This is a genomic window from Streptomyces tauricus, assembly GCF_014650955.1.
Classification (GTDB): Bacteria; Actinomycetota; Actinomycetes; order Streptomycetales; family Streptomycetaceae; genus Streptomyces; species Streptomyces tauricus.
Genome location: NZ_BMVY01000011.1, coordinates 208,492 through 232,416, shown reverse-complemented (window position 1 = coordinate 232,416; position 23,925 = coordinate 208,492). Strand labels below are relative to the sequence as shown.

Genomic DNA, 23,925 nt, shown 5'->3' with positions numbered 1-23,925 from the left:
CCCGCCCGTGACCGGTCAGGACCGCCCCGCCCAGGAACGGTCAGGATCGGAGAAGCGGCCCGGCACCACCCGGTCGTAGCGTGATGACACCGGCGAGAAACCGCCGGGACACCGGCGGACACCGCCGGTGCGATCACGCCGTTCGATCGACTTCGATCACGACCAGCGATCACGACCGCGGAGGAGCCCGTCATGCCCGAAGGCCTCAAGACCATCAACTACCCCGTCAAGGACCTCGCCCGGGCCAAGGCCCTGTTCGGCGCGCTCCTCGGAGTGGAGCCGTACGTGGACGAGGCGTACTACGTGGGCTTCCGGGCGCCGGGCCGGCCCGAGGTCGGGCTCGACCCGAACGGCCACGCCAAGGGTCTGACCGGGCCGGTCCCCTACTGGTACGTCGACGACATCAAGGCGGGCCTCGCCGGTCTCGTCGCCGCCGGTGCCGAGGTGGTCCAGGATGTCCAGGACGTCGGCGGCGGCATGCTGATCGCCTCCGTGAAGGACGCGGACGGCAACGCCGTCGGTCTGGTCCAGGAGGCGTCCTGAAGCCGGCCAAGTGTATGCAACTGCACTAGTTGCATACTCAACGAGCGGCCTCTTCTCTGTTACCGTGCGGATATGGCAGCAGAGAAGGCCGCTCCCCGGCTGGAGGACCAGTGGCGGGACATCCTGTCGGTGCACGCGCGCACCATGTGCGAGATCGATCGCGAACTCCATCCGCACGGACTGGGCGCCAGTGACTTCGAGGTGCTCGACATCCTCGTGTCGAGCACCTCGGACCCGCACGCGCGCGTGGACAGCGCCCCGGCCCCCGCCGAGCAGTGCCGCGTGCAGAACATCGCCGACCGGATCCATCTGAGCCAGAGCGCCCTCTCCCGGCTGATCGGACGCCTGGAGAAGGAGGGCCTGGTGGAGCGGAGCATCTGCCAGGAGGACCGGCGCGGTGTCTGGGTGGCCCTCACCCAGAAGGGCCGTGACCTGCATGCCCGGGTCCGTCCCCTCCAGCGGGCCGCCCTGGCGCGCATGCTCACCGACGCCTGAGGATCCCTACGCCCAGCGCGGCACATCCCGTACCGTCACATATGTCGCTCCGCGCAGGACGGCGCGGGCCGTGTCGGGGGGATCACCGTGGTCGGAGACGAAGAGCGGCAGGCCGCGATCAGCTGCTACGAGACGCGGTGCGTGGAGGAGTCCCACGGCTTCATCGCGGAGCACTACTACGACCTCCGCCTCGACATACCGGGCCGGGCCGAGGACTTCCTCACCCGGCTCAGCGTGGCCGAACTCGGCGCGCTGACCGTCGGCGACATCAGCTTCGGTACCGAGGTGGCGATCGCCTTCGCACAGCCGCGGGTCTACCACGTGACCGTGCCTCTCACCGGCCGTTTCCGCTGCAGACAGGGGTACGGGGCGCACGCGTACACCGCTCCCGAGCGCGCGCTTTTCCTCAAGCCGGAACGCGGGATCCTGGTGGACGACTGGTCGGCCGACTGCCGCGCCCTCACCGTGAAGATCGACATGGCCGCCCTGCACGAACGGCTGGAGGCCCTGCTCGGCGGGCCCGTACGGCGTCCGCCGTCCTTCGAGACGTACATCGACGTCACCCAGGGGGCCGGGCGCAGCTGGGCGGATCTCGCGCTGTGGTGTCTGCTGGAGAAGAACGCCTCGGACGGGATGCTGAGCCGTCCCCTGATCCGGTCGCGGATCGAGCAGACCTTGCTGGAGGGGCTGCTGCTCGCCTGCGGCCACTCCTACCGCGGCGCCCTGGAGGCGCCCGTGCCGACGGCGCGGCCCGCGACGGTGAGACGCGTCATGCAGGCCATCGAGGAGCGGCCGGACGAGCACTACGACGCGGCGCGACTGGCCGCCCTGTCCCAGATCGGGGTGCGCGCCCTCCAGGAGGCCTTTCGCAAACATGTGGGGATGTCCCCCACCGCCTATGTCACCGAGGTCCGTCTGCGGCGGGCGCACGAGCAACTGCTCGCCGCCGATCCCGCGACGATCACGGTCACGGAGGTGGCGTACAGGTGGGGGTTCGCGCATCTCGGGCGCTTCGCGCAGCGCTATCGGACCCGGTTCGGGACATCGCCCGCGCAGACGCTGCGCTCCGGCTGACGGACGCCACCTCGCATACCGGACAAGCGCCGCGCTTTGCGGAGCGATTCCGGCGCGGTGACGTCCTACCGTTGATCACGGCGCCCGTGCGTCAGGGATGAGCGGTGTCGGCGCCGTTCATCCCTCACGGCTTCGGACCAGGGGCGCGGGAGCGGGAACACGCCCGCGCTCCAGGGCCCGGCCGCTCCCCTCCGACATGTGGCCGGGCCCGATCCGCCGTCCACACCGCCGTCTCAGGCGCGGGACGCCAGCAGGGTGCGTACACCATGGGAGTCGAGGGTCAGGCCGTGCGGCGTGCTGGCGTCGATGCTCAGCGAGAGGTCGCTGGCGGGCCACTGCGCGGCGAGCGTACCGAGGGGTACGAGGCGGTAGCGCGACACGGACGGCAGCAGCTCGGCCATCGTCGCCTCCGAGGTGAACACCGGGACGAGCGGGTCGGCTCCCGGCTGTTCGAGGACGGGCAGGGCCACGACCGTGGGGTCGGCCACCGTCTCGTCCTGGGCGTCGTCGGGCACCGGGACCAGCACGTCACTACCGGCCAGTGTGTCCAGCGCGGCGCCGTCCCCGGCGTTCTCGGCCAGGGCGCTCAGGGCGCGCTGGGCGTCCACCGCGGCGCTGTCGTTCGAGGAGATCTCCATGGCACATCCAGACGTAGTGGCGAAAACAGGCCGCCCGTGTCGTCTCCGACTCGGGCGCGGCTGATTGCGTACCCGTCCTGCGGGGTGCCATGCCCACTCCACACACCCGTCACTCAACGGTCACGGAATGAGCGGAATGTCGTGCGAGGGCAGTCCCAGCCGGTCGCAGCCGACCCGCCGGGCCAGTGGTTCGGCCATGCTCGCCCCGATGTGCGACCAGTACGTGGCGGCGTCACGGAAGTAGCGCTGCATCCGCTCGCCGTCCCGGGCGTAGCGGGATCCGGCCGTGCGGAAGAGGATGTTCTGCAGGGCGTCGTAGGCCGTGCGGCCGGCGTTGAGGAAGACGATCGCGAGTCGGTTGTCGTCGGCGACGGTGAAGGACTCCTCGCCCGAGACATTGCGGCGGCAGGCCTCCATGTAGTCCTCGGCGGTGCGCTGGAGGGCTGCCTCGGCGGTGTGGATCATGCCGAGTGCCTCGCCGAGGTGGCGCTGGTAGTCGTGCAGTTCCGAGCGGGTGCGGTCCGGTTCCAGGGTGAGCGGCCGGTCGGCGAGGATACGGGCGTACTCGTCGGCGGCGGCGTACCCGATGCCGGTCATGATGGCCGCCAGCTCCCCGTGGTAGACGCTGGGCGCGCGTCCGGCGTACAGCGCGTTGCCGTGCAGCTTCGAGCCGGGGGTGCCGCCCTCCACGGGCAGGTCGAGCAGGCTCACCTCCCGGGTGAGGTGTGCGGGGATACGGGCCCGGTCCATGCGCACGCTGTTGGAGCCGCTGCCGCGCAGGCCGAGGACGCCGTGCCAGTCGTCGACGAGGGTCCACACCGGGCGCGGGGCGACGAACAGCACCAGCGGTCCGGGCGGGTCGCCGGGCTTCTCGGGGGCGCGCAGGGTCTGGCCGAGGTAGTGGGTGGAGTACGGGGAGCCGGAGGAGTACGGCCAGGTGCCGTCCAGGACGACCTGGCCGTCGCCGTCCGGCTCGGCGACTCCGACGGGTGCGACGGTGGACGCGGCTCGGAACTCGCCGTCGGCGCCGAAGACCTCGTCCTGGGCCCGCTCGTCGAACTGCGCGGCGAACTGCAGGACATGGGCGGCGGTCAGGGACAGGGCCCAGCCGGTGGAGGGGCAGCCGCGGGCGATCTCGGTGACCACGCGGAAGAAGGTCGGCAGCCCGAACTCGTAGCCGCCGTAGCGGCGCGGCTGCAGGGTCCGGTAGAAGCCGGCCCGCAGGAAGTCCTCGTGGGTCTCCTGCGGGTAGCGCGTCAACTCCTCGGTCGCCGCCTGGCGTTCGAGCAGGGCGGGCCGCAGGGCGATGGCCCGGTCGATGAGTTCGCGGTCGGTCAGTCCGGGTTCCGGAGGGGCGATCACGGTGCCTCCTGACAGGTGGGGCGGTCCGTACGTGACGCGTTACCCGTGATTGAACACGCGACCAGTGCCCGCTGTACCCACCGGATACCGCCAAGTGGACCGCCCCCGGGCCTACTTCAGGTACGGGCCGTCGGCGCCGATCTTCCCAGGGCCGTTCAGCACGTACACCCGCAGGTTGCCCTTGCCGGGTGCGCCGACGCCGAGTGTGCCGTTGGAGACGGTCTTCACGTCCCCGGTGACGGCGTCCTTGTAGGTGCCGTTCGGGATGCCCGTGTACGTGGCGGCGCCCGTGACGGTGACCAGGGCGAAGCTGTCCGTCGATCCGCTGGTGTACCGGCGCTTGAAGGCCATCGAGCCGCTGATGCCCTCCGTGGAGTACTGGCCCGTCTGGAGGGCGGGAACGGCCCGGCGGATCTGGTTGAGCCGCTGGATGTGCTTGACCAGGGGCTGGGCGAGGGTGTTGGCGACCTCGCCGCTCGCGGAGTCGACCGTGCCGAAGTCGGAGGCCGTGACACTCCCCCCGAGATGGTCGCCGTAGTACGCGCGACCGGTCGTCGCCAGCGGGCAGCTCGGACCGCAGTCGATCTTCTTGCCCTTCTGGAACTCGATCTCCGAGCCGTAGTACAGGGTCGGGATACCGCGGAAGGTCCACATCAGGGCCATGTTCTCGGCCCACGCGTCGGTGCCGCCGGGGTAGCGCTCACTGCTCTTGTTGGGCCCGTAGTCGTGACTGTCGACGTAGACGACGTTGTACGTGGCGTCGTTGACGCTGTCGTCGGAGTCCTTGCCGTTGCCGTAGGCGTTCTGCGCGTCACCGAAGTTCATGTGCATCCGCATGTCGGTGATGTTCATGCCGGAGAACCGGCTGCGGTCGGGCGTGTGGTAACTGTTCCCGTTCAGGAAGGCGTTGGTGGAGGTCGGCTGGTTTCCCGTGCCCTGGTCGTTCTCATAGGTGAACTGCTCCAGGGCCGCCGCCTCGTCGTCCGCGCTGTACTCCTTGCGCTCCTTCCAGGTGTAGAACTGCGCGGAGTGGTTGACCGAGCCGCGGTTCCACTTGTCGTTCACGAAGGCCGCGACCTCACCGAAGACGAAGAAGTTCTTCGCGGCCTCGGCGCCGAACTTCTGGGTGACACGCTCCTGGATGGCCGGCAGGAAACGGCGGTTCCAGGTCACGCGGGCTATGTGCACGGCCGTGTCCAACCGGAAGCCGTCGACGCCCATGTCGATGTACTTGTCGTACGCGCCGATCAGATAGTTCTGCACGGTGGTGTTCTCGGTGTCGAAGTCGGCCAGGTCCTCGTGCAGCCAGCAGGAACGGGCGTCCTCGCCCTCCCAGTTGCCGATCCAGCACTGGTGGTAGAGCGCTTTGGGGAACATGCCCGAAGTGGGGGTCGGCCACTGGCAGTTGTAGAGCGTGTAGCCCTCAGCGCTCTTGCCGCCGGTGGGCCTGCCCCAGTTGAGGCAGGTGTTGCCGGACGGCTCGGCGGTCGACCACAGGTCACCGTTGTAGTAGGACTTCCCGGATTTGGGCTCGACGGTGAGGCCGTCGTACTCGAAGCCGTCGTTCCTCTCGTCGTAGTACCAGCTCCACTGGGAGTCGCGGACGCCGTACACGGTGGGGGTGGCCAGGCCCTTGGCGCCCCAGCGGGAGCTGTGGTTGTACACGACGTCCTGGTAGATCTTCATGCCCTTGGCGTGCGCCGCGTTGATCAGGTCCTGGTAGGAGGCGCCCGCGGACTCCAGACGCGGGTCGACCTTGTAGAAGTCGTAGCCGTGATAGCCGTGGTAGTCGTAGTCCGAGCGGTTGAGGACCACCGGGGTGACCCACACGGCCGAGAAGCCGAGCGCCTTGACGTAGTCGAGTTTTTCGACCAGTCCCTTGAAGTCGCCCCGGAACATGGGGTCGTTGTTCGCGGCGTTGCCGGACTTGGTGTGCCGGCTGCCGCCCCGGTTGTTGGAGCTGTCGCCGTCGTGGAAGCGGGCGGTGAGGACGAAGTAGATGGGGTCCTGGCGGGGGTCGGTGCCCAGCGGGGTGCCGGAGGCGGGCTCGGGGGCCTTCTCACCGGTCGTCGCGGTGGCCGCGGCGGAGGCGGGTGAGGTGTTGCCGGCCGCGTCGACCGCCTTCACCGTGTACGTGTAGGCGGTCCTCTCCTCAAGTCCCGTGTCGGAGAACACCGTCGATCCGATGTCGGTGACGAGCGTGCCCTTCGTGCCGCCGGTGCGGGTCACCTGGTACTTGGTCACTCCGGTGTCGTCCGTCGAGGCGTCCCAGCTCAGGACGACGGAGGTGTGCGTGGCGCTCGCGGTCACCTCGGTGGGCGCGGTCGGCGCCTCGGTGTCCGGTTCCTCGGCGGCGCACGGGTCCTTCGCGTCCTTGGTGACCGTACGGTCCCTGACGGTCGAAGTGCCCGTGGTGAGGGCGTAGTCGGCGCTGTTGTTGTTGTCCCAGACGCCGTTGCCGTTGTTGTCCCAGGTGCCGCCGCCGTTGTTGAAGGTGGCCGCGAGTCCGGCCGCCGGGCCCAGGTCGACGGTCTCCTTCACCCAGTCCGTGCAGGCCGCCTCCATCCTCGTACCCGGCGCGGTGGTCCACGTGCCGCCGTCCGGCGCGTAGTGCAGATGGACGGACGACCAGTTCTTGGTCTTCGTGTAGTAGAAGACGGTCGCCGTGTTCGCCTCGGCGGCGGTCGGCTCCATCGGGGCCGGCCCCGGATCCGGTGGCCCCGCGAGCGCGCCGAGCAGTCCCGTCGCCACCGCCGCCGCCAGGAACGGGCGCCGCGACCGACGGAGGGGGATGCGTCCCATGAGTGTCTCCAATGACGGCCGGTGGGTGGGGAGTTGCCCTGCAAAGAGAACCGGCAAGTTCCTGAAATTCCTTGCAGCGCGGAAGCTACAGGTACATGACAGTCACGTAAAGAGATCGCGCGAAGGCCGGGCCACGGGGTGAAAACGGACCAGTAGTGGTGACCGGCGCCCACGCGCCGACGAGGGCCCGCGCCTAGCGTGGACACATGCCGATGCAACCCTGGTTTCCCGGTGCCAAGCTGGGCATCTTCATCCACTACGGTGTCTACGCCGTCGGTGGCGCCGCCGAGTCATGGTCCTTCTACACGGGCGAGATGACGCACAAGCAGTACATGAAACAGCTCGACGGCTTCAGCGCCTCGCACTACGATCCCGACGCCTGGGCCGAGCTGTTCGCCCGCGTCGGCGCGCGGTACGCGGTCCTCACCACCCGGCACCACGACGGCGTCGCCCTCTGGGACACCGGTCACCGCAATCTCGACGTGGTCCGGGACACCCCGGCGGGCCGCGACCTGGTCACCGGGTTCGTCGAGGCACTGCGCGCCCGGGACCTCAAGGTCGGCCTCTACTACTCGCACTCCGACTGGAACCACCCGGACTACGCGAGCGAGCGGCACCCGGGGCCGTACGTCGTGCCCCTCAACGCGTACTCGCAGGCCGAGCCCGGCCACGAGGACCCTGCGGCCTGGGCGCGCTATCTCGCGTACCGCGACGGCCAGGTCCGCGAACTCGTCGAACGCTTCCGGCCCGACGTCCTCTGGTTCGACGGCGAGTGGGAGCGTACGGAGGAGCAGTGGCGGATGGACGACCTCGCCGAACTGATCCTCGCGGGCAACCCCGACACGATCCTCAACGGCCGGATGCTCCACCACGGCGACTACGCCACCCCTGAACAGGGCGCCCCGCTCCAGGCCCCGGACGGTCCGTGGGAGCTGTGCCTCACGATCAACGACTCATGGAGCCATCGGCCGCAGGACCGCGCCTTCAAGTCGGTGCGCCAGTTGGTGCGCTACTTCACCGAGACCATCGGCATGGGCGGCAACCTGCTGCTGGCGGCGGGACCGCGCGAGGACGGCACGATCCCCGAGGAGCAGATCGCGCGCATGGAGGGCCTCGGCGCGTGGATCGCGCGGCACTCCGAGGCCGTGTACGACACGGTCGCCGGGCTGCCCGCCGGGCACCACTACGGCCCCAGCACCCTGTCCGCCGACCGGCGCACGCTCTATCTGGTGTGCTTCGACGCCCCGCGCGACTCCGTGTCGGTACGGGGTCTGCGCAACCGGGTCCGGCGCGTCACGGTCCTCGGTACGGGCACGGAACTGGGCCACCATGTCACCGGCGGCCTCGACGCCGTACCGGGGGTGACCTGGATCGACGCGCCCGCGGCGGCCGACCTGGACGAGGAGGCGACCGTACTGGCCGTGGAACTGGAGGGGGAGCTGGACCTCTACACGGGGGCCGGGCGACTCTGACCTGCTCGTCCCGGTGCTCAGGTCGCCCCAGTGCTCACCTCCTCGGGGTGCTCACCTCGTCCGGTGCTCACTTCGTCCCGGTGAGCACCTCGGCCACGGTGACGACCCGGATCAGCGGCCGGTAGAGGTCCATGAGCTGCAGGGCCTTCGCGTGCGAGGCGTCGTCCGCGCCCGCGCAGGCGTCGGCCACCACCCGTACCTCGACACCCGCGTCGGCCGCCGCGAGGGCGGTGGACAGCACGCAGCAGTCCGTACTGACTCCGGCGAGCACCAGGTGGCCCCCGGGGCCGACGCGCTCGGCCAGGTCCGGGGTCCACTTGCCGAAGGTGTGCGCGTCCACGAAGTACCGTGCGTGGGGCGCGAGTTCGTCGACCAGCTCCCACAGCCGGTCGTGCGGGGGCCGCAGCGCGAAGGGCCACTGCTCGTAGTACGCGCGCCAGGCGCCGGCCGGTTCGGCGGGGGCCAGGAAGCGGGTGAAGGTGACCCGTTCCGCGAAGGCGGGCAGCAGACGGCGTACTCCGTCGGCGGCCTCGCCGAAACGGGGCGTGGCCCAGGGGCTGTCCGGCTCGGCGAAGACGCGCTGCATGTCGATGACGGCCAGGTGGCCACGGGGTCCGGTGCCGCTCATGCCTTCAGCGCCTCCCCCGTCGTCCCGTCCACAGGTCCGCTCGGGGGCTGCTCCTCCTGCGTACGGACCCTGCCGCGGCCGAGTGCGAGGGTGCCGAGGAAGCCGAGGGCGAGCGCGGCGAGTACGCCCAGGTTCGCGTAGGCCCAGGTGCCGTCCTTGCCGCCGAGGCCGAGGGGGCCGAGCAGATAGCCCTGCCACTCCAGCCAGCCGGCGGCCGAGTTGGTGACCAGCCCCCAGCCGACCGCGGTGACCGCGAGGGTGAGCAGCAGCGGGAGCGGCTCGACGTCTCCGTAGCGGCCCTTCACGCGGAACAGGTCGGCCTCGTCGTAGTCGCGGCGGCGCAGCGCCAGGTCGGCGAGCATCACGCCGCACCAGGCCGCGACCGGCACCCCGAGCGTGGTGAGGAAGCCGATGAACTGGCCCAGGAAGTCGTCCGCGAAGAAGACGATGTAGACGGAGCCCGCGATCATCAGGACGCCGTCCAGCAGGGCCGCCAGATAGCGCGGTACGCGCAGGCCGGCCGCGAGCAGGGCCAGGCCGGAGGAGTAGATGTCGAGGACCGCTCCGCCGACCAGGCCGAGGACGGCCACCACGGCGAAGGGGATCAGGAACCAGGTGGGCAGGATCGTGGTGAGCGCGCCGATCGGGTCGGCGGCGATGGCCGTACTGAGCGTCGTGGACGATCCGGCGAGCAGCAGGCCGAAGACCAGAAGGGCCAGCGGCGCCACCGACGCGCCGAACGTCGTCCACCCGACCACGCCCCGGCCGGAGGAGTTACGCGGCAGGTAGCGCGAGTAGTCGGCGGCGGCGTTGATCCAGCCGAGGCCGAAGCCGGTCATCATGAAGACCAGCGCGCCGATGAACTCCTGGGCGGAGCCCGCCGGTACGGCGCTGACGGCCGACCAGTGGATGTGGTCGGCGACGAGCCCGATGTAGACGACGGTCAGGACAGCGGTGACGACGGTGATGACCGTCTGGAGCCGCATGATCAGGTCGAAGCCCATCACTCCGCCGACCACGACGAGCGCGCCGACGACGATCAGGGCGACCACCTCGGTCCCGGTGCCGCCGCCCCAGCCGAGCCGGTCGAGGACGGTCGCGGTGGCCATGGTCGCCAGCGCTGTGAGGACGGTCTCCCAGCCGACGGTGAGCATCCAGGACACGACGGCGGGCAGCCGGTTGCCGCGCACACCGTAGGCGGCCCGGCTGAGCACCATCGTCGGCGCCGAACCGCGCTTGCCGGCGACCGCGACCAGCCCGCAGAGCAGGAAGGAGAAGACGATCCCGATCACTCCGGCGGCCAGCGCCTGCCAGAACGAGATCCCGAACCCGAGCACGAAGGACCCATAGCTGAGCCCGAGAATAGAGACATTTGCCCCGAACCAGGGCCAGAAGAGTGTACGGGGCGTGCCTTTCCGCTCCCCGTCCCCGATCACATCGAGCCCGTGCACCTCAACCTGCAACGCCATCACCGACCTGCCCATCAGGAGTCCGGATACAGCAACCCCGCGCCCCGAAAGGGGCGCGGGGCCGTGTCCATGTGCGGCTCCGCCGCGCGGGCGCAGTCAACCACGACGCACCCGCACCCCCAGGTGCAGTCCGGGCGCGGAGCGGAGCGCCTACGCCAGCGTGGCGAGCGCCGCGTTCAGCGTCGCGGACGGCCGCATGACGGCCTCGGCCTTGGCCGGGTCGGGCTGGTAGTAGCCGCCGATCTCCGCCGGAGACCCCTGCACCGCGTTCAGCTCGGAGACGATCGTCTCCTCCTGCGAGGTGAGCGTCTCCGCGAGCGGCGCGATCACCTTGGCCAGCTCCGCGTCGTCGGTCTGCTTGGCCAGCTCCTGCGCCCAGTACAGCGCGAGGTAGAAGTGGCTGCCGCGGTTGTCGATGCCACCGAGGCGACGGCTGGGCGACTTGTCGTTCTCCAGGAACGTGGCCGTCGCCCGGTCGAGCGTGTCGGCGAGGACCTGGGCGCGCGCGTTGTCCGTGGTCTGCGCGAGGTGCTCGAAGCTGGAGGCCAGCGCGAGGAACTCACCCAGGCTGTCCCAGCGCAGGTAGTTCTCCTTGACCAGCTGCTGCACGTGCTTGGGCGCGGAGCCGCCGGCGCCCGTCTCGAAGAGGCCGCCGCCGTTCATCAGCGGGACGATCGAGAGCATCTTGGCGCTGGTGCCCAGCTCCAGGATCGGGAAGAGGTCGGTCAGGTAGTCACGCAGGACGTTGCCGGTGACCGAGATCGTGTTCTCGCCGCGGCGGATGCGCTCCACGGACAGCTTGGTCGCCTCGACGGGCGACAGGACGCGGATGTCCAGGCCCTCGGTGTCGTGCTCCGGCAGGTAGGCGTTGACCTTCTCGATGAGCTTCGCGTCGTGGGCGCGGCTCTCGTCCAGCCAGAAGACGGTCGGGTCGCCGGTGGCGCGGGCGCGGGTGACGGCGAGCTTGACCCAGTCCCTGATCGGGGCGTCCTTGGTCTGGCAGGCGCGGAAGATGTCACCGGCGGAGACGGCCTGCTGGAGGACGACGTTCCCGGCCTCGTCGACGACGCGGACCGTGCCGGTGGTCGCGATCTCGAAGGTCTTGTCGTGGCTGCCGTACTCCTCGGCCTTCTGTGCCATCAGACCGACGTTCGGGACGGTGCCCATCGTCGACGGGTCGAAGGCGCCGTTGGCGCGGCAGTCGTCGAGGACGACCTGGTAGACACCGGCGTAGCTGGAGTCCGGGAGGACCGCCAGGGTGTCGGCCTCCTGGCCGTCCGGGCCCCACATGTGGCCGGAGGTGCGGATCATCGCCGGCATGGAGGCGTCGACGATGACGTCGGAGGGGACGTGCAGGTTGCTGATGCCCTTGTCGGAGTCGACCATGGCCAGCTCGGGGCCCTCGGCGAGCTCGGCGTCGAAGGACGCCTTGATCTCGGCGCCCTCGGGCAGGGACTCGAGGCCCTTGTAGATGCCGCCGAGACCGTCGTTCGGGGTCAGACCGGCGGCGGCGAGCGCCTTGCCGTACCGCGCGAACGTCTTCGGGAAGAAGGCGCGCACCACGTGGCCGAAGATGATCGGGTCGGAGACCTTCATCATGGTGGCCTTGAGGTGCACGGAGAACAGCACGCCGTCGGCCTTGGCCCGGGCGATCTGCGCGGTGAGGAACTCGCGCAGCGCGGCCACGTGCAGGACGGAGGCGTCGACGACCTCGCCCGCGAGGACGGGTACGGACTCACGCAGGACGGTGGTGGAGCCGTCGTCGCCGGCCAGCTCGATGCGCAGGGAGCCGGCCTCGGAGATCACCACGGACTTCTCGGTGGACCGGAAGTCGTCGACGCCCATGGTCGCGACGTTCGTCTTCGAGTCGGCGGTCCAGGCGCCCATGCGGTGCGGGTGGGCCTTGGCGTAGTTCTTGACCGACGCGGGGGCGCGGCGGTCGGAGTTGCCCTCGCGCAGCACCGGGTTCACGGCGCTGCCCTTGACCTTGTCGTAGCGGGCGCGGATGTCGCGCTCCTCGTCGGTCTTCGGGTCGTCCGGGTAGTTCGGCAGCGCGTAGCCCTGCGACTGCAGCTCGGCGACCGCGGCCTTCAGCTGCGGGATCGAGGCCGAGATGTTCGGCAGCTTGATGATGTTGGCGCCGGGCGTCTTGGCCAGCTCGCCCAGCTCGGCGAGGGCGTCGGGGATGCGCTGCCCCTCCTCCAGGAACTCGGGGAAGAGGGCGATGATCCGCCCGGCCAGCGAGATGTCACGGGTTTCCACAGTGACACCGGCCTGCGACGCGTACGCCTGGACCACCGGCAAGAACGAATACGTCGCCAGGGCCGGGGCCTCGTCAGTGTGCGTATAGATGATGGTCGAGTCAGTCACCGGGTGCTCCGCTCCACGTCTGCAAAGTCTGCAACATTGCTCGACATCAAGATATCTCGTGATGGGGCCGGACCGGACAGGAGGCTGTACAACTCCGCCACGGACGGTCGCAGGCGGGCATCGGCGCGACTCCGCGGTGTCACCGCGCGCCTTGACGTTCGTCATGGCGTCCGTCATGGCGTCCGTCATCGCGTCCGCATGGTGGGCGCACGCACTTCACCGGTCGGAACTATGTTGTCCCACCACATGTGCGCCTGATCTGCGCCTTCCTACGGTGTGCCGATACGTACCCGTCCCCACCGAACACCCGGAAGTGGTGCACATGGCCTCCGCAGCAACCGCTCCCCCACCATCAGCCTCCACACCACCCAGCAGCCTCAAGCGCATCGTCGCCGCGAGCCTGATCGGCACCACCATCGAGTGGTACGACTTCTTTCTCTACGGATCCGCCGCCGCGCTCGTCTTCAACAAGCTGTTCTTCCCGGGCTCCGACCCGCTCGTCGGCACGCTGCTGTCGTTTCTGACGTACGCGGTCGGGTTCGCGGCCCGGCCGCTCGGGGCGCTGGTCTTCGGGCACTACGGTGACCGGCTCGGGCGCAAGAAACTCCTGGTCCTGAGTCTGCTGCTGATGGGCGGGGCGACCTTCGCGATCGGGCTGCTGCCCACCCACGCGACCATCGGTACGGCGGCCCCGGTGCTGCTGACCGTGCTGCGCCTGGTGCAGGGCTTCGCCCTGGGCGGGGAGTGGGGCGGCGCCGTACTGCTGGTGTCGGAGCACGGGGACGCGCGGCGGCGCGGTTTCTGGGCCTCGTGGCCGCAGACCGGGGCGCCTGCCGGGCAGTTGCTGGCGACGGGTGTGCTGTCGCTGCTGACGGCCGTGCTCTCCGACGCCCAGTTCACGGCGTGGGGCTGGCGCATTCCCTTCCTGCTGTCGGGGGTGCTCGTGATGGTCGGTCTGTGGATCCGCCTCTCCGTCGACGAGTCACCCGTCTTCAAGGCCGCCCTGGCCCGGGCCGAGGCACGCAGGGCGGACGAGGGCACAGCCGCCGAGAAGCTGCCGCTGGTCTCCGTGCTGCGGCACCACTGGCGGGACGTGCTCATCGCGATGGGCGCGCGCATGGCGGAGAACATCAGCTATTACGTGATCACCGCGTTCATCCTCGTGTACGCCACCACGTCGACCGGGCTGTCCAAGCAGACCGCGCTCAACGCGGTGCTCATCGCGTCCGCGGTGCACTTCGCGGCGATCCCGGCCTGGGGCGCCCTGTCCGACCGGGTCGGCCGCCGGCCCGTGTACCTGCTGGGCGCGGCCGGCATCGGGCTGTGGATGTTCCCGTTCTTCGCGCTCATCGACACGGGGAGCTTCGGGAACCTGATCCTCGCCGTGACCGTGGGTCTGGTCCTGCACGGGGCGATGTACGCGCCGCAGGCCGCGTTCTTCTCGGAGATGTTCGCGACCCGTGTGCGGTACTCCGGGGCCTCGATCGGCGCGCAGTTCTCGTCGGTGGCCGCGGGCGCGCCCGCACCGCTCATCGCGACCGCGCTGCTGGCGGACTACGACAGCTCGACACCCATCGCCCTGTACGTGATCGGCGCGGTCGTGCTGACCCTGATCGCCGTGGGTGTGGCGAAGGAGACCCGCCACCGCGACCTCGCGGACGTCGACGGGGAGACGGAGGCGGTGGTGGACGCCGGAACCGGGACGTCCGGTGCCGTGCCGCCGGGCGCGGAGGCCACGGCGAAGGGGTCCCGTCCCGCGGAGGCCGCTGGGAAAGAGTCCCGCCCCGCGGACGCCCGTACCGGCTGAGCAGCGTCTGAACATCGGGGTCAGCCCCGGCCCACACCGGTTGAGCCCAACCGAGCACTCTTCAAGCCGCTGTGCGGCGACCGACCCCCGCGCGCCCGTGCGTGCGGGGGTCAGTGCTGTCCGGGAGGCGGCGAGGACGACAACCGGTGCAGTCGCAGGGCGAGCTGGATCTCCAGCGCGCGGGCCGGGCTCTGCCACTCGGGGCCGAGCAGCCGGCCCACCCGTTCCAGGCGCTGCGCGACCGTGTTGACGTGGACGTGCAGCTCGTCCTTGGTACGAGCCGGACTCATCCCGCAGGCGAAGTACGCGTCGAGGGTGCGCAGCAGATCCGTGCCGCGCTTCTCGTCGTACGTGACGACCTGGCCGATGGTGCGCTCGACGAAGCCGGGGATATCCCTGCTCCCGGCCAGCAGCAGCCCCAGGAACCCGAAGTCCTCCGCGGCGGCGCCGTCTCCCGGGCGGCCGAGGAGCCGCAACGCGTCGAGGCACCGCTGCCCCTCGGCGTACGCCCCGGCCACGGCCTCCGGGCGCACGGCGAGATCCCGGACGGGCGCGGACGCCCCGACGGTGACCGCCTCGTGCACGGCCGTGCCCAGGTCTCTCGCCGTGCGGCGGGCCAGCTCGGTCGCCGTGTCGCCGGGGCCCAGGGGCAGCAGCAGGACGGTGCCGCCGTCGCGGGCCGCGGCCAGTCCGTGCCGGGTGGCGGCGAGGTGGGAGGCCGCGGACCACAGTCTGCGCCGCGCGGCCGCCTCCTGGTCGGCGTCGGCCACCGGGCTGTCCAGGCGGGCGGCGAGCACCACATGCACGGAGTCGAGGTCGGCGTCGAGCCGGGCCGCGCGCTCGCGCAGCAGCCGGGGATCGCGGTCGCGGGCGTCGAGCAGATCGTCCAGCAGTTCGCCGCGCACGCGTTGTTCGGCCTCGGCTGCCGAACGCCGGGCGAGCAGCAGGAGCGAGGTGACCATGGCGGCCCGCTCCAGGGTGCGCTGGTCGACGGGGTCGAGTCCCGGCTGGCCGTCCAGCACCAGTGCGCCGAGCAGCTCCCCGCCGGCGGCGACGGCCGCGACCCAGGCGTCCTTGTGGCGGACGGCGTGCCCTTCGGCACGTGACACCTCGACCGCGTCACCGGGCACGGCCGCGGCGTCCGCGAAGCGCACGGTGCCGTCGAGGACCTGGGAGACCGCGGCGGAGACGTCATGGACCCCGCCGCCCCGCAGGACCAGCTCGGCGAGCCGGTCGTGGACGTCCGAGGCCCGCTCGATGACCCCGCTGCGGTCCCCGATGATCTCGTTGGCCCGCTCCAGGTCCGCCAGCGCCTGACGGGTCTCGGTGAGCAGGTTCGCGGCGTCGATGGCGGCGGCCGCCAGGGCCGCGAACGAGCCGAGCAGCGCGATCTCCTGTCGCTCGAAGACCCGCGCACGGCGGTCGGCGGCGAAGAGCACCCCGATGACGTGCGGGCCGAGCGTGAGGGGCACGCCGAGGATCGCCACCAGCCCCTCGTCCCGTACCCCCGCGTCGATCGTCAGGGTGTGCCGGAAGCGGTCGTCCCGGAAGTAGTCGTCCGTGACGTAGGGCCGGGCCGTCTGGGCGACGAGCCCGCCCAGTCCCTCCCCCATGCCCAGGCGCAGCTGCTGGAAGCGCGCCGCGACCGAGCCCTCGGTGACCCGCATGTACGTGTCGCCCCTCGCCGGGTCGTTCAGGCTGAGGTACGCGACGTCCGTGCTCAGCAGCGAGCGGGCGCGCTGCACGATCGCCTGGAGCACGGCGTCGAGGTCGCGCAGTCCCGCCAGGTCGTGGGCCGTCTCGAAGAGCGCGGACAGTTCGGCCTCGCGTCTGCGGCGCCCCTCCATCTCCGCGCGCACGCGCAGGGCGAGTACCTTGGCGTCCTCCAGCGCGGCGATCCGGTCCGGGGCCGCGCCGTCCGCACGGGCGAGCAGCACCGGCTGCTCGTACGCGTCGGCGGACGCGCCCCTGGCCAGCAGTTTCAGGAACGGCGTCTCCGCGCTCGCCTCGGAGCGCCCGGTCGACTTCGATTGATCACGGAACATGTCCACCAGAATGACCCGTCGCGCCGACAGCCTGCCCGGCCCTGTGGACAACTTCCCCTCAGTGCGCGGTCCAGCCGCCGTCGAGCACCAGCGAGGTGCCGGTGACGAAGGACGCGGCAGGGCCGCACAGGTACGCCACGGCCTCGGCGACCTCCTCGGGTTCGATGAGGCGTTTGACGGCACTGTCCCGCAGCAGGATCTCCGTCAGGACCCGCTCCCGCGGTATCCCGTGGGCGGCCGCCTGGTCGGCGAGCTGCTTCTCGACCAGGGGTGTGCGCACATAGGCGGGGTTCACACAGTTCGAGGTGACTCCATGGGGGGCGCCTTCGAGGGCCGCTGTCTTGGAGAGGCCCTCCAGGCCGTGTTTTGCCGCCACATAGGCCGACTTGAAGGCGGAGGCGCGGAGCCCATGGACGGAGGACACATTGACGATGCGGCCCCACCCCTGCCCGTACATGTGCGGCAGCGCCCCGCGGATGAGCCGGAACGGTGCCTCCAGCATCACGGTCAGCACGGTGTGGAAGGTGTCGGGCGGGAACTCCTCGATGGGCCGCACCAGTTGGAGTCCGGCGTTGTTGACGAGGATGTCGGTGCCCGCCGCGGCGGATTCCGCCGCGTCCAGGTCGGTGAGGTCGAGCAGGTGCGGCTCGACGGTTCCCGGGAGGCCCCGGGCCTGTTCGGCGAGTGTCTCCAGTCCCTCGGCCAGCCGGTCGACCGCCCGCACCTTCGCACCGGCCGCGGCGAGCCGCAGCGCGCACGCGCGGCCGATACCTCCCGCGGCGCCGGTGACGAGGGCGGTACGGCCGCCGAGGTCGCCGCCGAGGTCGAAGGAGGAGGAGACGTGGGGGCCTGCGAGGACACTGCGCGCGGTCATGTTCCGACCCTAGGGAGCCCCTCGCGCTCGACCCATGTGGTCACAACCCACACTTCGCTCTCAGGTCGTGGGGTCGAACCACGTGGGCTCGTCGGACAGCGCCTGCTTGATCCGGACCAGCCCGTGCTCGTTCAGGTCCGGCAGCGCGTCCACGGCGAACCAGGCGACCTCAAGGGACTCGTCGTCGTTGACACGGGCCTCGCCGCCGACGGCCCGGCACCGGATGGTGATGTCCATGAACTGGCAGATGTCGCCGTTGGGGTACGTGATCGGCTTCAGTGCCTGGACGAGAACGACGCGCTCGGCGACGCACCGTACGCCCGTCTCCTCGTAGACCTCGCGGACGGCACAGGCCGCGGGCTGCTCCCCCGGCTCCGACATTCCGGCGATGACGGCCCATTTGCCGGTGTCGACCCGGCGCCCGAGCAGGACTCTGTCCTCGTCGTCGAAGACGACGGCGGTGACTCCGGGAAGCCAGAGCAGCTGCTGGCCGGCGCTGGCCCGGATCGTACGGATGAAGTCAGGAGTAGCCATGGACCGACCCTAACGGGCCGGTCCCGTCACTCCGCGGCGTTCCGACGAGCGCGGTTCTGACGTCCGCGCGCGGCCGACGTCACCGCCCAGCCGAGTCCGCCCGCCGCGATCAGGACGAGCACCATCTCGGGCGCGATCCCGAAGCGGGTGGCGGGGGTCTCGGAGGAACGCAGCGGCACCTTCTGGACGAGGGAGTCGGCCACGAACATGCCGGTGCGCTGGGTGATCCTCCCGTCCGGCATGATCACGGCGCTGACGCCGCTGGTCACCGGGACGGTGACGGTCCGGCTGTGCTCGACGGCCCGGACACGGGACATGGCGAGCTGCTGGTACGTCATCTCGCTGCGGTCGAACGTGGCGTTGTTGCTCGGTACGGAGATGATCTGGGCACCATGGGTGACGGTGTCGCGCACGGCCCAGTCGAATGCGGCCTCGTAACAGGTCGCGAGGCCGACCCGGGTGCCCGCCATGGTGAACACGCCCGGCTTGTCGCCCCGGCTGAAGTCCTGGCGGACCATGGAGGTCCAGTTCTCGTTGATGGCGCCGAGGAGCGAACGCATCGGGAGGTACTCGCCGAACGGCTGGACCTGCCGCTTGTCGTAGGTGGCGCCGGGGCCCTTCACCGGATCCCACAGGATCTGCTCGTTGTAGAGCTTGCCGTTCTTCTCCACGACGCCGCCGACCGAGATGGGCGCGCCGATCGCCCTGGCCGCCTGGTCGATCACGGCGTAGGCGTCGGGGTTGCGGAACGGGTCGATGTCGGAGGAGTTCTCCGGCCACAGCACGAAGTCCGGCTGCGCGGCCTTGCCTGCCTTGACCTTGGCGGCGAGGCGCTCGGTTTCCCGTGCGTGGTGGTCGAGGACGGCGCGGCGCTGGGAGTTGAAGTCGAGTCCCGCGCGCGGGACGTTCCCCTGGATGACGGCGACGGTCGCGGTGCCCTCCTCGGCCTTGTCACTGACCAGGGAGCGGGCGGCGAGGGCGCCCGCCACCGGGAGGACGAGACCGACCAGGGCCACCGCGGCGGCCCCCCGGCGGATGACACGGGTGCGGCGCGCTTCGAGGCCGAGGCGGACGGTCTCGTACAGGCCGAAGCCGCACAGGACGACCGCGAAACCGAGCACGGGGGTGCCGCCCACCGCTGCGAGCGGCAGGAAGACCCCGTCGGCCTGGCCGAAGGCGATCTTGCCCCAGGGGAAGCCGCCGAACGGCACGCGCGCGCGTGCCGCCTCACCGGCGATCCACAGGGCGGCCGCCCACAGCGGCCGGCCGGGCAGCTTCGAGACGGCCGCGATGCCGACGCCGACGAGCGCGACGTACACGGCCTCGATGACGACGAGCGCCAGCCACGGTCCGGGGCCGACCTCGACGCCGGTCCAGACGAGCAGCGGCAGCAGGAAACCGAGGCCGAAGAGGTAGCCGAGGCCGAGGGCCGCCTTCCAGCTGCGGCCGTGCAGGCACCAGGCGAGGATCGCGAAGGCCGGCAGGGCCAGCCACCACAGGGTGCGCGGCGGGAAACTGACGTACAGCAGCACCCCGGAGAGTGCCGCGGCGGCGGCCGGAAGCAGCCGCCGCGCCAGGCGAACCATGCGCGAAACGGGCCGGTCCTGCGGGTCGAGCTGTTCCGGCTCGTCTACGGGGGTCGCTGTGGCGGTCACGCGGGGAGTCTACGGCGCGTGACCGCGCCGCCGACAGCGCGGCCCCGGCGCCCGACCAAGCGCGGACCGGGTACTGGCCGAGTACTGACCAGGTGTTCCCCCCTCACTTGCCGCATCGTTTCTGCGCAACTCGTCCACAAAGCGGCGCATCACCCGTTACGGTGTGCCGGAGCCTTCGACGTACGGGCCGTTTCCGGCCGGGCGGTCGGGGCCCGTCACAGGTCGGGGGGCGTCGGGGTGGGGTCCACGGGGATGACTTCGGCGACCGGTCCGGCGTCGGCACATGACAGACGCAGCGCGTCGGACGCGACGGGTGTGGTCGTACTCGGAGCGTGCGCCGCCTGGTCCCTGATCACGGCCGCGGCGCACGGCGGCCGGCCCGAAGGTGTCCTGCTCGCGGTGCTCGCCGTGGCCGCCGGCTACGCGGTGGGGCGGATCTGCGGCGAACTGCTGCCGGTCACCGTTCCCACGGCGGGCGCGTTCGCCGGACTCGGACTGGCCGTGGCCGCCCCCCACATCAACCCGGGCAGCCAGGTGACCTCGCCGCTCGGCCAGACCGGCGCGACCGCCGCGCTGCTCACCCTCTCCGCGGGCGCCGCGTGCTGCGCGGCCTGGGCGGCCCGCCCGCCGGGGCTGCGGCTCGCCCTGCGGCTGATGGCCGCCGGTGTCGCGGTCACCGCGGCCGTCCTGGGATCGACGTCGGGCTTCGTGGCCTGCCTGGGAGTGCTGCTCTGCTCGCTCGCCGCCGACCGTATGCGCCGCCGTGCCGTGGGGCTCGGCGGTCTCGCGCTCGCCGTGGCCCTGGTGACCGGCGCGACGTGGGCGACGGCCGAGGACGCGCTGCCGGACGGTCTGACCTCGTCCCTGGAGGGGCAGCTCACCCAGCACCGGGTACTGCTGTGGCACGACGCGCTCGACATGGCGGCCCGGGAACCAGGGCTGGGCATCGGCCCCGGACGCTTCGCGGAGCTGAGCCCGACCGTCACGCAGACGCTGCCACCCGACGGCAAACCCCACTCGGCACCGTTCCAGCAGGCCGCCGAGCAGGGGATCGTGGGCATGGTCCTGCTCGCCGCGGTGTTCGGCTGGGTCCTGTACGCCTTGTGGAGGTCACCGCGCCCCACCCCGGTCGTACTCACCGCGGGCGCCGCCCTGGCGGCACTGGCCGCGATCGCCTCGGTCGGCAACGCCCTGAGCTTCACGACGGTCACGGCGGGCGCGGGCCTGCTCGCGGGCCTGGCCACGGCGCGTCCCGCACCGACCGCGCCGACCCTCCCGACGGGATAGCCGACGGGACCCGGGCCGAAAAACGACCGCCGACAGCGACCGCCGACCGGTGACCGACGGCCGGTGATCGCCGACCCGTGACCGGCGGCCGGCGACCGCCCACCGGTGATCGCCGACCCGTGACCGGCGGCCGGCGACCGACGGCGGGTGTCTACGGCGTCAGTGGGTCCGGCCCGTGGCGGCGATCCTCAGCCGGTCACGGATCACGCGCACGGCCGCCTCCGCGTTGTCCACCGTGATGGTGAACGTGTGGCCGTCGCCCAGGAGGAGCACCAGGCCCTCGCCGCGCCGGACGACCACGGCGGTCCCCTGGTCGGGCCGCCAGCGGTAACCCCAGCCGCCCCACTGCCGCGGGGTGACCCGGGGCGCGAAGTCGGCTCCCGTGATGTGCGACAGCGGGATGCGGCGGCGCGGCAGGCCCATGTGGCCGCAGCGCACTTCGAGGCACTCCTTGTCGACCTTCACCGCCACGTGCACGAACGCCAGCGTCCCGAAGAGGACGAGAAGCCCCGCGGCGATGCAGCCGACCACGGACATGGCGAGGGCGGCGATGCCCGACGTCCAGGTCGAGTCGACGGCCAGCTGGATGCCCAGCGCCAGGCAGGCTGCGCCGATGCACGCGAGCAGCCACTGCATACGGTTGGACGCGCGGCCGTGCCAGACCTCGGTATGCGGGGCGTCGGCAGCGCCCTGTTCGCCGTGGGGGTGGTCCGTCATGCCAATGAGCGTACTCACGTTCCGCGGCGAGGGCACCTGATCGCGGACCGTGACCGTGAGCACGGAGGCGCGGCTTCCACCGGGCGAGCGCCGCCGGGCGCGCCGGTCAGCGCGCGGGGCTGACCGCCTGGAGCAGCCGGCCCTCGTCGTACGTCAGCGCGGTGGCGGGCAGTACGCCCTCCTGTCCGCCGAGCAGCACCGTGAGCGTGCCCTGGTCGGGCGCCTGCGGGGCGGCGGCCTGGCCGGTGCGGCGCAGTGCCTGGGCGGCCACGGCACCGGCCGAGCCGTGCAGGACGAGCGGCGGCGTGCCGGGCCGCTGCACGGCCGCGCGGATCCGCTCGGCGACCAGTTCGTAATGGGTGCAGCCCAGGACGACGGTCGTTACATCCTCGGGGGTGCGCGCCGCGGCGGCGGCGATCGCGGCGTCGATGGCCGCCTGGTCGGCGTGCTCGACGGCGTCCGCCAGTCCGGGGCAGGGCACCTCGGTGACGCTCGCTCCGTCGGCGAACTCGCGGATGAGTCCCCGCTGGTAGGGGCTGCCGGTGGTGGCGGGCGTGGCCCAGATCGCGAAGGGTCCGCCGCCGGCCGCGGCCGGCTTGATCGCGGGGACCGTGCCGATGACGGGGATCCCGGGCTCCAGGCGGGCCCGCAGGGCGGGCAGGGCGTGCACGGACGCGGTGTTGCAGGCGACGATCAGGGCGTCGGGCCGGTGCGCGGCGGCGGCCTCCGCCACGGCGAGGGCGCGCGCGGTCACGTCCTCGGGCGTACGGGGCCCCCAGGGCATGCTGCCGGGGTCGGAGGAGAGAACGAGCTCCGCGTCGGGGCGCAGTCGACGTACCGCGGCGGCGGCCGCGAGCAGTCCGATTCCGGAGTCCATGAGCGCGATCTTCACCCGGTCACCATAGTCGATACGCCTCGACGGGCCGCCGTGGTGGGGCAGACTGCGGCGGGTGAGCGCCCTTGTGTGGACCGCTGTCGGATCGCTGGCAGCCTGGCTGTGGTTGCTTCTCGGCCAGGGCTTCTTCTGGCGTACGGACCTGCGGCTGCCGCCGCGCGGGGAGCCGGAGACCTGGCCGTTTGTGTGTGTCGTGGTACCGGCGCGCGACGAGGCCGCCGTCCTGCCCGAGAGCCTGCCCTCGCTCCTCGCGCAGGAGTATCCGGGGCGGGCGGAGGTCTTCCTCGTCGACGACGGCAGTTCGGACGGCACCGGGGAGCTGGCCCGTGAACTGGGGCGGCGGCACGGCGGGCTGCCGCTGACCGTCGGCTCGCCCGGGGAGCCGCCCGCGGGCTGGACCGGCAAGCTGTGGGCCGTACGGCACGGCATGGGGCTGGCTCGCGCGCGTGCACCCGAGTATCTGCTGCTCACGGACGCGGACATCGCCCATGCGCCGGACAGTCTGCGGGAGTTGGTGGCCTCGGCCGAGGCCGGGGGCTTCGATCTGGTCTCCCAGATGGCCCGGCTGCGGGTGGAGAGCGTCTGGGAGCGGCTCGTGGTACCCGCGTTCGTGTACTTCTTCGCGCAGCTGTATCCGTTCCGGTGGATCGCCGTGCAGGGCTCGCGGACCGCCGCCGCGGCGGGCGGCTGCGTCCTGCTGCGTGCCACGGCCGCCGAGCGGGCCCGGATCCCGGAGGCCGTCCGGCAGTCGGTCATCGACGACGTGGCGATGGCGAGGGCCGTGAAGGACTCCGGAGGGCACATCTGGCTCGGGCTCGCCGAGCGTGTGGACAGCGTGCGTCCCTATCCGCGGCTGCACGATCTGTGGCGGATGGTCTCGCGCAGCGCGTACGCCCAGTTGCGGCACAGTCCGCTGGTCCTGGCCGGCACCGTGGCCGGTCTCGCCCTGGTCTACCTGGTGCCCCCGGTGGCGCTCGTCGCCGGTCTCGTGACGGGCGCCCCCGTGGTCTCGCTGGTCGGCGGACTGGCGTGGCTGATCATGACCGGAACGTATCTGCCGATGCTGCGCCACTACCGGCAGCCGCTCCCGCTGGCCCCGCTGCTGCCGGTGACCGCCCTGCTGTACCTCTTCATGACGGTGGATTCCGCGGTGCAGCACTACAGGGGGCGCGGCGCGGCCTGGAAGGGCCGCACCTACGCCCGCCCCGACACGGCGTCCGAGCAGAGGTGAGCGCTTTCGCGCGAGCGGGGCGTGTCC

General features: G+C 71.4%; 19 protein-coding genes. 7 read left to right on the top strand and 12 right to left on the bottom strand.

All coding sequences use genetic code 11. The features are described from left to right. Positions 1–192 precede the first annotated feature (192 nt). From IE278_RS19700 to IE278_RS19690, 3 genes are all read left to right on the top strand, one after another. Entirely contained in the window at positions 193–543 is a 351-nt protein-coding gene (locus tag IE278_RS19700; protein ID WP_189774067.1) for a VOC family protein, read from the top strand. A gap of 72 nt (positions 544–615) precedes the next feature. Then, positions 616–1,038, top strand: coding sequence for a MarR family winged helix-turn-helix transcriptional regulator (locus IE278_RS19695; protein WP_189774065.1), 423 nt, complete (start codon positions 616–618; stop codon positions 1,036–1,038). An 87-nt stretch (positions 1,039–1,125) separates the two neighbouring features. Continuing rightward, the gene (locus IE278_RS19690; protein ID WP_189774063.1) at positions 1,126–2,112 is read left to right on the top strand and encodes an AraC family transcriptional regulator; all 987 of its coding nucleotides are present in this window, start codon (positions 1,126–1,128) and stop codon (positions 2,110–2,112) included. A gap of 233 nt (positions 2,113–2,345) precedes the next feature. Here IE278_RS19690 and IE278_RS19685 read toward each other — a convergent pair whose 3' ends face one another. The 3 genes from IE278_RS19685 to IE278_RS19675 form a co-directional block, all read right to left on the bottom strand. Continuing rightward, a complete protein-coding gene (locus IE278_RS19685; RefSeq protein WP_189774061.1) occupies positions 2,346–2,750 on the bottom strand; it encodes an SseB family protein in 405 nt (134 codons plus the stop codon). A gap of 120 nt (positions 2,751–2,870) precedes the next feature. Further along, entirely contained in the window at positions 2,871–4,112 is a 1,242-nt protein-coding gene (locus tag IE278_RS19680; RefSeq protein ID WP_189774059.1) for an acyl-CoA dehydrogenase family protein, read from the bottom strand. 111 nt (positions 4,113–4,223) lie between these two features. Then, on the bottom strand, positions 4,224–6,914 hold the full coding sequence (locus IE278_RS19675) for an alpha-amylase family glycosyl hydrolase (RefSeq protein WP_189774057.1): 2,691 nt from the start codon (positions 6,912–6,914) through the stop codon (positions 4,224–4,226). Between the two features lie 206 nt (positions 6,915–7,120). Here IE278_RS19675 and IE278_RS19670 point away from each other — a divergent pair, with 206 nt between their 5' ends. After that, entirely contained in the window at positions 7,121–8,386 is a 1,266-nt protein-coding gene (locus IE278_RS19670) for an alpha-L-fucosidase (RefSeq protein ID WP_189774055.1), read from the top strand. A 67-nt stretch (positions 8,387–8,453) separates the two neighbouring features. On the opposite strand, the gene IE278_RS19665 is transcribed toward IE278_RS19670, so the two are convergent. The 3 genes from IE278_RS19665 to IE278_RS19655 all read right to left on the bottom strand — a co-directional run bounded on the left by IE278_RS19665 (position 8,454) and on the right by IE278_RS19655 (position 12,853). Further along, positions 8,454–9,014: a cysteine hydrolase family protein gene (locus tag IE278_RS19665; protein ID WP_189774053.1), complete on the bottom strand. Its 561-nt coding sequence runs from the start codon at positions 9,012–9,014 to the stop codon at positions 8,454–8,456. Then, entirely contained in the window at positions 9,011–10,483 is a 1,473-nt protein-coding gene (locus IE278_RS19660) for a purine-cytosine permease family protein (RefSeq protein ID WP_246570401.1), read from the bottom strand. The genes IE278_RS19665 and IE278_RS19660 overlap by 4 nt, the downstream gene beginning before the upstream one ends. Before the next feature lie 150 nt (positions 10,484–10,633). Continuing rightward, a complete protein-coding gene (locus tag IE278_RS19655) occupies positions 10,634–12,853 on the bottom strand; it encodes an NADP-dependent isocitrate dehydrogenase (RefSeq protein ID WP_189774049.1) in 2,220 nt (739 codons plus the stop codon). A gap of 322 nt (positions 12,854–13,175) precedes the next feature. Between IE278_RS19655 and IE278_RS19650 the strand changes: the two genes are divergently transcribed. Continuing rightward, positions 13,176–14,660 (top strand): MFS transporter, encoded by a 1,485-nt coding sequence (locus tag IE278_RS19650; protein ID WP_246570400.1) that lies wholly within the window; start codon positions 13,176–13,178, stop codon positions 14,658–14,660. A 110-nt stretch (positions 14,661–14,770) separates the two neighbouring features. Here the strand turns inward: IE278_RS19650 and IE278_RS19645 are convergent, their stop codons facing one another. The 4 genes from IE278_RS19645 to lnt are packed head-to-tail and all read right to left on the bottom strand — an operon-like array spanning position 14,771 to position 19,768. Further along, complete coding sequence (locus tag IE278_RS19645) at positions 14,771–16,705, bottom strand: helix-turn-helix domain-containing protein (protein WP_189774047.1); 1,935 nt, start codon at positions 16,703–16,705, stop codon at positions 14,771–14,773. A 58-nt stretch (positions 16,706–16,763) separates the two neighbouring features. Beyond that, positions 16,764–17,579 (bottom strand): 3-hydroxybutyrate dehydrogenase, encoded by an 816-nt coding sequence (locus IE278_RS19640; protein WP_189774045.1) that lies wholly within the window; start codon positions 17,577–17,579, stop codon positions 16,764–16,766. Positions 17,580–17,639: 60 nt separating this feature from the next. Further along, positions 17,640–18,113 (bottom strand): NUDIX hydrolase, encoded by a 474-nt coding sequence (locus tag IE278_RS19635; protein ID WP_189774043.1) that lies wholly within the window; start codon positions 18,111–18,113, stop codon positions 17,640–17,642. Positions 18,114–18,139: 26 nt separating this feature from the next. Further along, positions 18,140–19,768, bottom strand: a complete 1,629-nt coding sequence (lnt, locus tag IE278_RS19630; RefSeq protein WP_189774041.1) for an apolipoprotein N-acyltransferase — start codon at positions 19,766–19,768, stop codon at positions 18,140–18,142. A 252-nt stretch (positions 19,769–20,020) separates the two neighbouring features. Between lnt and IE278_RS19625 the strand changes: the two genes are divergently transcribed. Beyond that, positions 20,021–21,055 carry an O-antigen ligase family protein gene (locus IE278_RS19625; protein WP_189774039.1) on the top strand — a complete coding sequence of 345 codons (1,035 nt, stop codon included), beginning with the start codon at positions 20,021–20,023 and terminating at the stop codon, positions 21,053–21,055. Between the two features lie 159 nt (positions 21,056–21,214). On the opposite strand, the gene IE278_RS19620 is transcribed toward IE278_RS19625, so the two are convergent. Next, a complete protein-coding gene (locus IE278_RS19620) occupies positions 21,215–21,772 on the bottom strand; it encodes a hypothetical protein (protein WP_189774038.1) in 558 nt (185 codons plus the stop codon). Positions 21,773–21,878: 106 nt separating this feature from the next. Further along, positions 21,879–22,664 (bottom strand): glutamate racemase, encoded by a 786-nt coding sequence (locus IE278_RS19615; RefSeq protein WP_189774037.1) that lies wholly within the window; start codon positions 22,662–22,664, stop codon positions 21,879–21,881. A gap of 58 nt (positions 22,665–22,722) precedes the next feature. On the opposite strand from IE278_RS19615, the gene IE278_RS19610 reads away from it, so the two are divergent. Then, positions 22,723–23,898, top strand: a complete 1,176-nt coding sequence (locus IE278_RS19610; protein ID WP_189774036.1) for a glycosyltransferase — start codon at positions 22,723–22,725, stop codon at positions 23,896–23,898. Positions 23,899–23,925: the final 27 nt, after the last annotated feature.